The 12,911-nt window shown below is 73.0% G+C and carries 15 protein-coding genes and 1 tRNA gene; 10 read left to right on the top strand and 6 right to left on the bottom strand.

The window, feature by feature from the left end; translation table 11 throughout:
- The 7 genes from CKO13_RS06960 to CKO13_RS06930 all read left to right on the top strand — a co-directional run.
- The coding region (locus CKO13_RS06960) for an NUDIX domain-containing protein (protein WP_200258441.1) at window positions 1-294 on the top strand (294 nt) is incomplete at its 5' end.
- A gap of 75 nt (window positions 295-369) precedes the next feature.
- The gene (locus CKO13_RS06955) at window positions 370-642 is read left to right on the top strand and encodes an oxidative damage protection protein (protein WP_200258438.1); all 273 of its coding nucleotides are present in this window, start codon (window positions 370-372) and stop codon (window positions 640-642) included.
- Window positions 643-690: 48 nt separating this feature from the next.
- Window positions 691-766, top strand: a tRNA-Phe gene (locus tag CKO13_RS06950).
- Window positions 767-1,106: 340 nt separating this feature from the next.
- Window positions 1,107-2,600: a SulP family inorganic anion transporter gene (locus tag CKO13_RS06945; RefSeq protein ID WP_200258427.1), complete on the top strand. Its 1,494-nt coding sequence runs from the start codon at window positions 1,107-1,109 to the stop codon at window positions 2,598-2,600.
- Between the two features lie 21 nt (window positions 2,601-2,621).
- Window positions 2,622-3,473 (top strand): universal stress protein, encoded by an 852-nt coding sequence (locus CKO13_RS06940; RefSeq protein WP_200258425.1) that lies wholly within the window; start codon window positions 2,622-2,624, stop codon window positions 3,471-3,473.
- A 164-nt stretch (window positions 3,474-3,637) separates the two neighbouring features.
- On the top strand, window positions 3,638-4,279 hold the full coding sequence (locus CKO13_RS06935; protein ID WP_200258420.1) for a c-type cytochrome: 642 nt from the start codon (window positions 3,638-3,640) through the stop codon (window positions 4,277-4,279).
- Window positions 4,276-5,628, top strand: coding sequence for an ABC1 kinase family protein (locus CKO13_RS06930; RefSeq protein ID WP_338034596.1), 1,353 nt, complete (start codon window positions 4,276-4,278; stop codon window positions 5,626-5,628). Before CKO13_RS06935 ends, CKO13_RS06930 begins: the two co-directional genes overlap by 4 nt.
- On the opposite strand, the gene CKO13_RS06925 is transcribed toward CKO13_RS06930, so the two are convergent.
- The 3 genes from CKO13_RS06925 to menA form a co-directional block, all read right to left on the bottom strand.
- A complete protein-coding gene (locus tag CKO13_RS06925) occupies window positions 5,619-6,458 on the bottom strand; it encodes a PH domain-containing protein (protein WP_200258418.1) in 840 nt (279 codons plus the stop codon). The two genes, CKO13_RS06930 and CKO13_RS06925, sit on opposite strands and share 10 nt — an antisense overlap.
- 26 nt (window positions 6,459-6,484) lie before the next feature.
- On the bottom strand, window positions 6,485-6,937 hold the full coding sequence (locus CKO13_RS06920) for a DoxX family protein (protein WP_200258409.1): 453 nt from the start codon (window positions 6,935-6,937) through the stop codon (window positions 6,485-6,487).
- Window positions 6,938-7,018: 81 nt separating this feature from the next.
- Entirely contained in the window at window positions 7,019-7,936 is a 918-nt protein-coding gene (menA, locus tag CKO13_RS06915; protein ID WP_242467938.1) for a 1,4-dihydroxy-2-naphthoate octaprenyltransferase, read from the bottom strand.
- A gap of 78 nt (window positions 7,937-8,014) precedes the next feature.
- On the opposite strand from menA, the gene CKO13_RS12930 reads away from it, so the two are divergent.
- On the top strand, window positions 8,015-8,350 hold the full coding sequence (locus CKO13_RS12930; RefSeq protein WP_207132124.1) for a MoaD/ThiS family protein: 336 nt from the start codon (window positions 8,015-8,017) through the stop codon (window positions 8,348-8,350).
- An 18-nt stretch (window positions 8,351-8,368) separates the two neighbouring features.
- On the opposite strand, the gene CKO13_RS06905 is transcribed toward CKO13_RS12930, so the two are convergent.
- Window positions 8,369-8,569 carry a DUF2905 family protein gene (locus CKO13_RS06905; RefSeq protein ID WP_200258398.1) on the bottom strand — a complete coding sequence of 67 codons (201 nt, stop codon included), beginning with the start codon at window positions 8,567-8,569 and terminating at the stop codon, window positions 8,369-8,371.
- 22 nt (window positions 8,570-8,591) lie between these two features.
- The gene (rpiA, locus tag CKO13_RS06900) at window positions 8,592-9,254 is read right to left on the bottom strand and encodes a ribose-5-phosphate isomerase RpiA (RefSeq protein WP_200258396.1); all 663 of its coding nucleotides are present in this window, start codon (window positions 9,252-9,254) and stop codon (window positions 8,592-8,594) included.
- Between the two features lie 70 nt (window positions 9,255-9,324).
- On the opposite strand from rpiA, the gene ilvA reads away from it, so the two are divergent.
- Window positions 9,325-10,896 (top strand): threonine ammonia-lyase, biosynthetic, encoded by a 1,572-nt coding sequence (gene ilvA, locus CKO13_RS06895; protein WP_200258394.1) that lies wholly within the window; start codon window positions 9,325-9,327, stop codon window positions 10,894-10,896.
- A gap of 26 nt (window positions 10,897-10,922) precedes the next feature.
- Window positions 10,923-12,089 carry a polysaccharide deacetylase family protein gene (locus CKO13_RS06890; RefSeq protein ID WP_200258391.1) on the top strand — a complete coding sequence of 389 codons (1,167 nt, stop codon included), beginning with the start codon at window positions 10,923-10,925 and terminating at the stop codon, window positions 12,087-12,089.
- Between the two features lie 35 nt (window positions 12,090-12,124).
- Here CKO13_RS06890 and CKO13_RS06885 read toward each other — a convergent pair.
- A partial coding sequence (locus tag CKO13_RS06885) for a glucosaminidase domain-containing protein (RefSeq protein WP_200258388.1) occupies window positions 12,125-12,911 on the bottom strand: 787 nt, incomplete at its 5' end.

Raw genomic sequence — 12,911 nt, 5'->3', positions numbered from 1 at the left:
GGCGGGCTCTGGTCGCTGCCGGAGTGCCCCGAGGCGGGCGACCCGGCGGCGTGCGCCCGCGCGCTCGGCGTCGTCACCGACGCCGGCCGCGCCCTCGAGCCCCGCTACCACGCCTTCACCCACTTCGAGCTGCGGATGCTGCCGGTCCGCCTCCGGTACCTGGACGACGCCCCCGCGGCCCGGGAGGAGGGGCAGCCGCTGCGCTGGTACCGCCCCGGGAGCGAGCCGGCGCCGGCGCTGGCGGCCCCGATCCAGCGCCTCCTGGCGGAGGCCTCTCGAGACGAGGGCGGCTAGGGAGTGGAGCGGCGGCCTCTCGCCGCGTAGACTGGCGGCGTCATCGCAACGCACTCACGCAGAAGGGGAGAGCCCATGGCGAGGACCGTCTACTGCGTCAAGCTCCAGCAGGAGGCCGAGGGCCTCGAGCGCCCGCCCTACCCCGGCGAGCTGGGCCAGCGCATCTACGAGCACGTCAGCCGGCAGGCCTGGGAGATGTGGCTGCAGCAGCAGACCATGCTCATCAACGAGTACCGCCTGACGCCGGCCGAGCCCCAGGCCCGGAAGTTCCTCGAGGGCGAGATGGAGGCCTTCTTCTTCGGCTCGGGCTCCGAGCGCCCGCCGGAGTACCAGGCGCCGCAGGGGTGACGCTGAGGTTGACGGCGCAGCGCAAATCCGCTTGAATATCACTCTGTTGGCCGGGTAGCTCAGTAGGTAGAGCAGTCGATTGAAAATCGACGTGTCGGCGGTTCGATTCCGTCCCCGGCCACCAAACCACCTCTGAAGCGTTCCTGAAGCTTCCCCCCGATCCGCCCTGAGGCCCCGTCGCGCCGGGCTCTGCCGCTCCTGCTCTGTCCAGTGCCCTCCCGGTTGAGCGACCGGACGCCGGTATCATCCCCGGCAACGACCTGGTAGGATCCTTGCCCTTCACGACTGTCGGCCGGACCCGCGCCCGGGCTCCGGCGCCGAGACCCGCCGGGAGATCCTCCCTCGAGCTGCGAGGCACTACCCGTACCGCACCGGCACCGGCCGGTGCCGCGGCGCAGTCGTGTCGTCCACCGTGTCGGCCCGGGCACCGCCGGGCCGTCCTCTTCAGGCAGTCAGGGGAAGCGATGAACTGGGATCGAGCTCGACGGGAGTGGTTGGGGAACGTACGCGGCGACATCCTCGCCGGGACCATCGTGGCGCTGGCGCTGATCCCCGAGGCGATCGCCTTCTCGATCATCGCCGGCGTGGACCCGCAGGTGGGCCTCTACGCCTCCTTCTGCATCGCCGTGGTGATCGCCTTCACCGGCGGCCGGCCGGGGATGATCTCCGGGGCCACGGCGGCGATGGCGCTGCTGATGGTGACGCTGGTCAAGGAGCACGGGCTCGAGTACCTGCTCGCCGCCACGCTGCTCACCGGCGCGCTGCAGATCGCCGCCGGCTACCTGCGGGTGGGGCAGCTGATGCGCTTTATCTCCAACTCGGTGATGACCGGCTTCGTCAACGCCCTCGGGATCCTGATCTTCATGGCGCAGCTGCCGGAGCTCACCGGTGTGCCGTGGGCGGTCTACCCGATGGTCGCCGGCGGCCTGGCGCTGATCTACCTGTTCCCCTATGTGACCCGCTCGGTGCCCTCGCCGCTGGTCACCATCGTGGTGCTGACCGCGCTGGCCTGGCTGCTGGGGCTGGAGATCCCCACCGTCGGCGACATGGGTGAGCTGCCCGACACCCTGCCGGTGCTCCTGTGGCCGGATGTGCCGCTGACGCTGGAGACGCTGTGGATCATCCTCCCCTACGCCCTGGCGCTGACGGTGGTCGGCCTGCTCGAGTCGATGATGACCCAGGGCATCGTCGACAACCTGACCGATACCGAGACCGACCGCGACCGGGAGTGCAAGGGCCAGGGCATCGCCAACCTCGCCGCCGGCAGCCTCGGCGGCATGGCCGGCTGCGCGATGATCGGCCAGTCCATGATCAACGTGAAATCCGGCGGCCGCGGGCGCCTGTCCTCGCTGGTGGCCGGCGTGGTGCTGCTGGTCCTGGTGGTCTTCCTCACCCCGCTACTCGAGCTCATCCCCATGGCCGCGCTGGTGGCGGTGATGATCATGGTGGCCGTCGGCACCTTCAGCTGGAGCTCCATCCGTAACCTGCGCAGGCACCCGCTGAGCACCAACATCGTCATGGTCAGCACCGTGGCGGTCACCGTGCTCACCCACAACCTCGCCATCGGCGTACTGACCGGCGTGCTGCTGGCGGCGCTGTTCTTCGCCCACAAGGTCAGCCGCTTCATGTACGTGCGCTCCGACGTGGCGACGCTGCCCGACGACCAGACCCTGCACCGGCGCTACGAGGTCATCGGCCAGGTCTTCTTCGCCTCGGCCGAGCGCTTCCGGCACTCCTTCGATTTCGAGGAGGACCTAGATACGGTGACCATCGACCTGACCCGGGCCCACTTCTGGGACATCACGTCGGTGGCGGCCCTCGACCGCGTCGTTATAGGCTTCCGCCGCGAGGGTATCGAGGTCGAGATCGTCGGCATGAACGAGGCGACGGCGACCATCGTCGACCGCTACGCGGTCCACAACGAGCCGGACGCCGTCGAGCAGCTGATGGGCCACTGAGCCCGCAAGGAGCCCCAACCAATGAGTAAAGTCATCGCCAGTGTCGACGGATCCCGCTCCTCTCCGTCGGTGTGCGACCACGCCGTCTGGGCGGCGCGCCGCCTGGATGCGCCGCTGACCTTCCTGCACGCCATCCACAACCCCCACGGGGAGCGCGAGCGGGACCTGAGCGGCAGCCTGACCTTCGGCGCCCGCGACAGCCTGCTCAACGAGATGGTCGAGCTCGAGGAGAAGCGGGGCAAGCTGGCCCGGGAGCAGGGCAAGGCCGTGCTCGACGACGCCATGAGCCGCGCCGCCGAGCAGGGCTTCGAGAGTCCCGGCCGCCTGCTGCGCAACGGCGACATCACCGATGTGCTCGACAAGGCGCAGCAGGAGATGCGCCTGCTCGTGCTCGGCAAGCAGGGCGAGGACGGCGACGCCGTGGAGCAGCACATCGGCAGCCACCTGGAGAGCACCATCCGCCGGGTGCAGAGGCCGATCCTGGTGGCGCCGCTGGCGTTCCGCGAGCCGGAGCGCTTCATGATCGCCTACGACGGCAGCCCGGCCGCCGCCAAGGTGGTGGAGCGGGTCGCCGAGAGCCCCCTGCTGCAGGGGCTGGAGGCGCACCTGCTGCTGGTCGACGCCGAGACCGAGGTCAACCGCGAGCGCCTCGCCGCGCCGCGCGCGCAGCTGGAGGCGGCCGGCTTCACGGTCCACGCCGAGGTCCGCGCCGGGGGGATCGACGAGACGGTCTGCACCTACCGCAAGGAGAAGGACATCCACCTGATGGCGATGGGCGCCTACGGCCACTCCCGGCTGCGCCGCTTCTTCGTGGGGAGCACCACCACGCACATGATCATGCGCTCGAGCACCCCGCTGCTGATCCTGCGCTAGCGGCCCGCGCCGCTGCTCGCTCAGCCGGGCGCCCCCAGGAGTCCTGGCGATCCGACCGGTCACTCCACTAGTATAGGGACTGTACAACCTACCCAGTCCCCTCGAGCGCCGTGGACCGACCCAAGGAGGGCCGAGGCGCTCGAGCCAGCCGGAGCGGATCCGATATGCCCAAGCAGACCCTGGCAGCAGCCCTGGCCCTGAGCGCGGCCCTCACCCTCACCGCCTGCGGCGGCTCCGGCGAGGAGGCCGAGCAGCAGGGCAGCGGCGGCGGCGAGCCGGCGGGCTCGAGCGCCCCGCCGGAGGAGGGCGCCTCGGCCCCCGCCGAGGCGCAGCAGCCCAACGGCGCCGAGGGCGAGGCCGCGCAGGCGGGAGAGGAGGCGCAGGACGCCAGCGAGGCGTCCGCCGCCAGCGCCGGCACGGGCACCACCACCGAGCCGGCCCCCGCCGCGGCCGAGGAGGGCACCGACACGGAGGCGGGTAGCGCCGACGGCGCGGAGCCGGGCTCAGCCGAGGAGGCGGCGGCGCCGGGCGGCGCCGAGGCCGCCGCTGCTGAGCCCCACCCCGGCGAGGCCTTCTACAACGGCGGGACGACCCCCTCCTGCAGCTCCTGCCACGACAACGGCATCGCCGGGGCCCCGCGGCGCGGCGAGCCGGCGGACTGGGCGGAGCGCCCCGACAACCCCGAGGTGCTCGTCGAGAGCACCCTCGCCGGCAAGGGGGCCATGCCCGCCTACGAGGGGCAGGCCAGCCGCGAGGAGCTGATCCCCGCCGTCGAGTACCTCCTCTCGACGCTGGAGCGCCCGTGAGCGGCGAGCGCGGCTCGGGCGGCGGCAGCCGGATCCCGAGCAGCCGGCTCGGGCGGCTCTACCATATGGGCCGCGCCACCGGCGACCTCGCCCTCGGCGTCGGCCTGCGCCAGCTCATCGAGCGGGCGCGGGACCGCGAGGCGACCGGGCCGGTGCAGCTCTCCCCGGAGCGGGCGCGGCGCTTTACCGAGCGGCTCGGCCAGATGCGCGGCGCCGTCATGAAGATGGGCCAGCTCATGTCCATGGACGGCGCCGACCTCCTCTCGCCGGAGGTCGCGGACATCATGGGGGCGCTGCGCCAGGGCGCCGAGCCCATGCCGCTGAGCCAGCTCGACAGCGTGCTCAAGCGCGAGTACGGCCGGCGCTGGCAGGAGCGCTTCCGGCGCTTCGACTTCACCCCCATCGCCGCCGCCTCCATCGGCCAGGTCCACTACGCCGAGGCCCCGGACGGCCGCGCCCTGGCGCTCAAGATCCAGTTCCCCGGCGTGCGCGAGAGCATCGACAGCGACCTCGGCAACCTGCGCTTCCTGGTGCGCTCCTTCGGCGTCGTCCCGGAGGGCGTGGACGTCGAGGGGATGCTCGCCGAGGCCCACCGCGAGCTCCACCAGGAGGCGGACTACGCCGCCGAGGCCGACGCCCTCGAGGCCTACGCCGAGGCGCTCGGCGAGGACCCCGACCTCACCGTGCCGCGGGTCCAGCGCGAGTTCTGCACGCCGAGGATCCTCGCCATGGACTACGCCGAGGGGATCCCCATCCACCGCCTCGCCGAGGAGGCCTTCTCGCAGGCCGAGCGGGACCGGGCGGCGGGCCTGCTGAGCCGGCTGAACCTGCGCGAGCTCTTCGAGCTCGGGCTCGTCCAGACCGACCCGAACTTCGGCAACTACCTCTACCAGCCCGAGAGCGGCCGGATCGTGCTGCTCGACTTCGGCGCCACCCACACCGTCGGCGGCGAGCTCGTCGCCGCCTACCGGCGGATGGGGCGCGCCGCCCGCGACGGCGACCGGCAGGGGCTGCGCGAGAGCGCCGCGGCCCTCGGCTACATCGACGCCGGCACGAGCGAGGCGGAGGTCGAGGCGCTGCTCGAGCTCCTGGAAATGACCAGCGAGCCGCTACGCCAGGCGGGCGCCTACGACTTCGGCGCCTCGGGGCTGTTCGAGCGGGTCTACTACCGGGGGCGGGCGATGTTCCTCGACCAGCAGTTCAGCCGCGCCCCGGCGCCGGAGACGCTCTTCCTCCACCGCAAGTTCATGGGGACGTTCATGCTCTGCCGGCGCCTGCGGGCGCGGGTGGACATCGCCGCCCTGATGGCCGAGCACCTCGGCGAGGGCGGCGAGGCGAGCTACACGTAGTCGTCGCCGACGATCTGCCGGAAGCCCTCGGGATCAACGACCCCGGGGACCTTGAAGCTCGAGCCGTCCTTGAAGATGAAGCTGATCCGGCCGTAGCCGAGCAGCCAGCCCAGCCAGCCCTGGTTGACCCCCACGGCCTGGATCGAGCGCCGCGGCAGCACGCGGGTGCTCTGCACCAGCAGCCCTGTGGCGGCCACCAGCTGGTGCTGGCTCAGCTCCAGCTCGGTATTGAGGAAGACGCTCAGGGCGTGGGCCGCCATGCCCGGCAGGAGGATGAGGTAGAGCGCCGTGGCCACCACGGTGCCGATGATGCCGAAGGGGCCGACGGCGAGCAGGACGCTGGCGGTGAGCACGAGGATCGGCGGCAGGAAGACCCCCCAGTGCACCTCGGCCTGGTAGACGATGCGCTCGCCCGGCTCGAGGGCGGTCTCGGCGAGCCGCTCGCGGTCGTGGAGCGAGTAGGCGAGCAGCCCCAGGATCGTCGCCGGCGGCAGCAGGAGCGCGCCGGCGACGAGGAGCAGCGTCCCCAGGGCCTTGCCGAACCAGGTCACGCCGGCGATCAGGCACAGGAGCGCGGCGAGCAGCAGCCCCAGGGCGCTGAGGTTGAGCCAGCGCTTGCCCCCGCTGCTGCCCCCCTCGGCCAGGCGGCTCGGCCACCAGCGCAGGAACGCCGAGATCAGCGCTGCCGGGAAGAGGACCACGAAGGCGAGCAGGAAGCTCAGCGCCTGCTCGCCCCGCAGGGCGAGGGAGCCGATCAGGGCCACCAGGGCGCCGACGGCCAGCGCAAGGGTGAGCCACTTCCCGAAGGTACGGAGTCTCGACGCGCTCAAGGTAGGTCTCCTTTACCTGACGACAACTACACCCAGTCCCGGAGGTAGCGGTCCGCGCTGAAGCGGCCCGCCCCGGCGAGGAGGAAGCCGACGGCGACGGCGGCGTAGAGCAGCGCCATCTCGCGGCTCGGCTCGCCGGGCGCGGCGAAGAGCGGATCGCCGGCGTGGGCGACGAGGGCGGCGACGAGCATCGGCACCAGCACGGCGAGCGCGGAGAGCCGCGTCAGCGCCCCGGCGGCCAGCAGCAGCCCGCCGAGGAACTCGGCGACGCCGGTGGCCCAGGCGAAGAAGACCGGCAGGGGCAGCCCCAGGCCCTCGATCATGCTGATGAAGCCCTCGCTCGGCGGGAGCTTGCCGAGGCCGTGGCCGAAGGCCATCATCAGGCCGACGGCGACGCGCAGGACCGTCAGCCCGGCCTCGGCGAGAAGCGTGCCCGGGGCGAGGCCGCCGATGAGCGCCTCGCGTGCCAGCTGCGGCATGGTCGCCTCCCGTTGCCTCCCTTCACGCCTTTCACGCCTTCGAGCAGGAGTCTAACACGCCTGACCGGGCGGGTTGGCCGGCTAGGGCCAGAGGCCCGCCAGCAGCAGGCCCAGGCCCGCCCCCAGGGTCAGCGCGAGCTGGAAGCCGGCCGTGCGGCCGAGGCAGGCGTTGTAGACGGCCGCCGAGTCGGCCTCGGCGAGGCTGCGCCAGATCCGCACACCCAGGGGGAGGCCCACGAGGCCGAGCACGGCCCCCGACCACGGCGCCCCCAGCACCCCCAGGGCCAGGAGCCCGGCGGCCACCCCCGCCAGCAGGCCGCTGAACAGCCGCCGCGAGCCGTCGCGGCCGAGGAGGATCGCCAGCGTCCGCCGGCCGGCCCGGGCGTCGTTGCGGCGGTCGCGCAGGTTGTTGACGAGCAGCACGGCGGCGGCGGGCAGGCCGACGACGGCCCCGAGCAGGAGGGCCGGCGCCGTCACCCCGCCGGTGTAGAGGTAGGTCATCCCGCCGACCGGCACGACGCCGAAGAAGAGGATCACGAAGAGCTCGCCGAGGGGCCCGCGGGAGATCGGCCGCGGCCCGGCCGAGTAGGCGTAGCCCGCCGCCACCGAGACCAGCCCGATGGCCAGGATCGGCCAGCCGCCGATGGCCACCAGGTAGAGGCCGCAGAGCACGGCGAGCGCGAAGCTGGCGTAGGCCGCCGCGAGCACCTGCCGGGCGGTCATCCAGCCGCGCTCGGTCACGCGCACGGGGCCGAGGCGGTCGGCCTGGTCGGTGGCGTTGAGGGTATCGGCGGCGTCGTTCTGGAGGTTGGTGCCGACCTGGATCGCCGCCGCCGAGAGGGCGGCGACGAGGGTGATATCGGGACGCGGCGCCCCGGCCTGGGCCCAGCCGACCGCCGAGCCGGCGAGCACCGGCGACAGCGACAGCGGCAGGGTTCGCGGCCGGATCGCGTACCAGGCGGTCGCGAGCCAGCCGGGGCGCGAGGGCGTTTGCGTCATCGATGGTTCCATAGGGACGGGCAGCGTCAGGGCGGCGTGGGGCCGCCGTCGTCGGGTGGTCCGCGTGCTGCGGCGATTGTGACCGTTTCCGGCAGCCAGGTCCAGCAAGCCCCGGCGGCGTGGCACAATCCCCCCGAGTCCCAGCAGAGCGGCGAAGGGGGATCCGCGACCGTGCGCATCGAGCTCTACGGGGTGTTGGCCGAGCTCGCCGGGGCGTCGGCGCTGGAGATGGCGCCGCCCGCCGAGGAAGCCACCGTCGGCGCCGTGCTCGAGCGGCTGCGCCGCGACCACCCGGCGCTGGCCGAGCAGCTCGACGCCAGCGCCGTGGCCATCGGCGACCGCCTGGTCAGCGCCGACACCCCGGTGGCGGCGGACAGCCGGCTCGCCCTCCTGCCCCCGGTCAGCGGCGGCTGAGCGCCGGGCGCCGGCCGCCTACTTGCGGAGCAGCCACAGGAGCAGGCTCACCACGGCGCTGACGAGCAGCATCGTGGTGAGGGGGATGTAGAGGGTGAGGCCCTCGCGCTGGATGAGCAGATCCCCGGGCAGGCGCCCGAGGCCGAGCTTGCCGAGCCACGGCCAGGCGAGGCCGGCGAGCAGCAGGAGCGCCCCGGCGACGATCAGCAGCCGCGACACCGCGCAGCCCCCCGCGGCCGCCCTACTCCGCCGTCAGGCGCCGCACCCCGGACTCGCCGCCGAGCAGGAGCAGGTCCGCCGGGCGCAGGGCGAAGATGCCGTTGGTCACCACGCCGGGGATGTTGTTCAGGGACTGCTCGAGCTTCAGCGGCTCGGTGATCGACAGGCCGTAGACGTCGAGGATGAGGTTGCCGTTGTCCGTGGTGAAGCCCTCGCGCAGCTCCGGGCGCCCGCCGAGGCGCACCAGCTCCCGGGCGACGGTGCTCCGGGCCATGGGGATGACCTCCACCGGCAGGGGGAAGGCGCCGAGGACGTCGACGAGCTTGCCCTCGTCGGCGACGCAGACGAACCGGTCGGAGGCCGAGGCGACGATCTTCTCGCGGGTCAGCGCGCCGCCGCCGCCCTTGATCAGCTGCAGGAAGCGGTTGGCCTCGTCGGCGCCGTCGACGTAGAGCGGCAGCCGGCCGGTGCTGTTGAGGTCGAGCACATCGATGCCGTGGCTGCGCAGCCGCTCGGTGCTCTTCTCGGAGCTCGAGACGGCGCCGCGGATGCGGTTGCGCATGTCGGCGAGGGCGTCGATGAACCAGTCCACCGTCGAGCCGGTCCCGACGCCGACGACGGCGTCCTCCTCGACGTACTCCAGCGCGGCCTCCGCCGCCGCGCGCTTCGCTTGATCCTGAGCCATTCTGCGCCCCCCTCTCTCATTCGGGTGGTGGGTTCGATCAGCCCCGCTAGCGCGGTATGCTAGGAAGCCTATGGCTACCCATCATAGCGAACTCGACACGCGCCCCGACAACACGGCCTCGGCAGCCGCCGAGCGCGGCTACCTCGAGCGCATCCTCACCGCCTGCGTCTACGACGTCGCCGAGCAGAGCCCCCTCGACCCGGCGCCGATCCTCTCGGCGCGGATCGGCAACCAGCTGCTGCTCAAGCGCGAGGACCTGCAGCCGGTCTTTTCCTTCAAGCTGCGCGGGGCCTACAACCGCATCATCCAGCTGCCCGCCGAGGCGCGCCGGCGCGGCGTGATCTGCGCCTCGGCGGGCAACCACGCCCAGGGGGTGGCGCTGTCGGCGCGGCGGCTCGGCATCGAGGCGACCATCGTCATGCCGCGGACCACGCCGCAGATCAAGATCGACGCCGTGCGCCGCTTCGGCGGCAGCGTCGTCCTCCACGGCGACGGCTACGACGCCGCCTCGGCCAAGGCGCAGGAGCTCATCGAGGCCCACGGGCTGACCTACATCCCGCCCTACGACCACCCGGACGTCATCGCCGGGCAGGGCACGGTGGGCATGGAGATCCTCCACCAGCACCCGCGGGATATCCACGCCATCTTCATCCCCGTCGGCGGCGGCGGGCTCGCCGCCGGGATCGCCGTCTACATCAGCCAGCTGCGCCCGGATATCCGCATCGTGGCCGTCGAGCCCGAGGACACCCCGACCCTGGCCACCAGCCTCGAGGCCGGCGAGCGCGTGCGCCTCGACGAGGTGGGCCTGTTCGCCGACGGCGTCGCCGTGCGCCAGATCGGCGAGCACACCTTCCCCATCCTGCGCCGCCACGTCGACGAGGTCGTGCTGGTGAGCACCGACGAGATCTGCGCGGCGATCAAGGACGTCTTCGAGGAGACCCGCTCGATCCTCGAGCCGGCCGGGGCGCTCGGCGTGGCCGGCGCCAAGCGGTACGCCGAGCTCCACGGCGTGCGCGACGAGACGCTGGTCGCCGTCAACAGCGGCGCCAACATGAACTTCTCGCGGCTGGCCCACGTCGCCGAGCGCGCCGAGCTCGGCGAGCACCGCGAGGCGGTGCTCGCGGTGACCATCCCCGAGCGCCCCGGCGCCTTCCGGCGCTTCTGCGAGACCATCGGCGAGCGGCCGATCACCGAGTTCAACTACCGCATGGCGGACCCGGAGAACGCCCACGTCTACGCCGGCATCGCCCTGCGCGACGGCGACCGGGAGCGCCAGGCGCTGGTGGCGCAGCTCGAGGGGCAGGGCTACGCGGTGCTCGACCTCACCCGCGACGAGATGGCCAAGGTCCACGTCCGGCACATGGTCGGCGGGCGCGGCCACGGCGTCGCCCACGAGCTCATCTACCGCTTCGAGTTCCCCGAGCGCCCCGGGGCGCTGATGCAGTTCCTCGCCAACCTCGGCGGGCGCTGGAACATCAGCCTCTTCCACTACCGCAACAACGGCGCCGCCTACGGCCGGGTCCTGTGCGGGATCCAGGTCCCGCCCCAGGAGCGCGGCGATTTCGCCACCTTCCTCGATGAGCTCGGCTACAGCTACGCCGAGGAGACGGACAACCCGGCCTACCGGCTCTTCCTCAGCTAGCCGGGCGGCCCCAGGAGGGCAGCGAGATGCCTGCCAAGACCACCCCCGGCCCGCCGCGGCGCGCCTGCCGCGCGGCGAGCGGCGCGCTCGCGGCGCTGCTCCTCGCCGCCGCGGCCCTGCCCGGCGGCAGCGCCTCCTCGGCGGCGGCCGAGACCGACGGCGCCGCGGACAGCGCCGTGGTCTTCATGTACCACCGCTTCGGCGAGGACCGCTACCCGTCGACGAGCATCCGCCTCGAGCAGTTCGAGGCCCACCTCGACTACCTCGCCGAGCACGACTACCGCGTCTGGCCCCTGGCGCGCATCGTCGAGACCCTGCGCCGGGGCGAGCCGCTGCCCGAGCGCACCGTGGCGCTCACCGCCGACGACGCCTACGCCTCCGTCTACGAGGCGGCGTTCCCGCGGCTGAAGGCGCGCGGCTGGCCGATGACCGTCTTCGTCGCCACCGACCCCGTCGACGCCGGCCGCCCCGGCTACATGAGCTGGGCGCAGATGCGCGAGATGCGCGACAGCGGGCTCGTCGACTTCGCCAACCACTCGGCGAGCCACGACTACCTCGTCCGGCGCGAGGCCGGCGAGGAGGAGGTGGGGAGCGAGGCCTGGGAGGCACGCATGCGCCGCGATGTCGAGCGCGCCCAGCGCCGGCTCCAGGCGGAGCTCGGCGCGGCGGCCAATACCGAGCCCAAGCTCTACGCCTACCCCTACGGCGAGTACAGCGCCCGGCTCGCCGAGATCCTCACCGACAAGGGCTACTACGCCTTCGGCCAGCACTCCGGCGCCATCGGCGGCGTCGACGACCCCCGGGCGCTGCCGCGCTTCGCGCTCAACGAGCGCTACGGCGGGATCGACGACTTCGCCCTGCGCGCCCGCAGCCTGCCGCTGCCGGTGGCGGCGGCAACGCCCTTCGACCCGGTGATCGACGGCAGCAACCCGCCCCGCCTGGAGGTCACCCTCGCCGACGGCGGCGCCGTCGCCACGCAGCGGCTGAGCTGCTTCGCCAGCGGCCAGGGCCGGATCACCCTGGAGTGGCTGGACGAGGGGCGGACGCGCTTCGCGGCCGCCGCCCCGGAGCCCCTCGGCCCGGGCCGGTCGCGCTACAACTGCACGGCGCCCCACCGCAGCCAGGACCGCTACTTCTGGTTCAGCCACCTGTGGGTGAGGGGCGCCGAGGGGGGCGCCGAGCCGGCCCGCTGATCCCGGAGGCGCCCGGCGCCGGCCGCGGCGCCTGCCTACTCGCCCTTGGGCACGGCCTCGGCCAGGCGCAGGCCGCGCAGCCGCTCGAGGCCGTTGTGGCGGATCATGGCGCGCAGCTCCTCGATGTAGGCGCTGCCGCGCTCGGAGTAGGCCTTCAGCCCCCCGGCCAGGGCGGCCCCGTCGAGGGGCTCACCGCGCTCGCGCATCGCGGCGCGGCGCTCGCGGAAGCCAGCGTAGGCCCGGTGGGTGTTCAGGTTGTGGAGGTAAGAGCGCACTGACGCCTTCAGGCTCGGGAAGATGCGCACACGGTGGGACTTGCCGGCCTCGCGCTGCTGGGGCACGAGCCCCTCCTCGGTCCACGTCCACTCGCCGAAGAGGTTGTTCCCCTCGCGGGTGAAGCGGGAGGTCCCCCAGCCGCTCTCGTTGGCCGCCTGCGCCAGGGCCAGGCTCACCGGGACCTCGTCGAGCCGGCGGAGCAGGCGCTCGGTGAAGCCCTCGCCGTCGCGCTCGACCCCGTAGTACGCCGCCAGCGCCTCGAGCCGGCGCTGCTCGTCGGCGCTCAGCTCGTCGAGCCGGCCCGCGCTCCGCTGCACAAAGCCGCGCGCCTCGCGCAGGCGGGCGTTCTCGGCCAGCACGATCGGGGTCAGGACCCGGAAGAAGACCTCCTTGCGCTGCTCGACGCGCAGCTCGGCGAGATCGGCGGGCAGCTCCCCGGTGGTCACCGGGACCACCCGGGACTCAGGGGGCCACTCCGGCGAGCCCAGGCGGCGCAGCCGGGCGAGCAGCTCCTCGCCGCTCTCGCCGGTGACCCGCTCCAGCTCC

The organism is Halorhodospira neutriphila (assembly GCF_016584055.1).
Taxonomy (GTDB): Bacteria; Pseudomonadota; Gammaproteobacteria; order Nitrococcales; family Halorhodospiraceae; genus Halorhodospira; species Halorhodospira neutriphila.
Note: the sequence above shows the minus strand (reverse complement) of the source record. Positions and strands in the feature narration are given on the sequence as shown.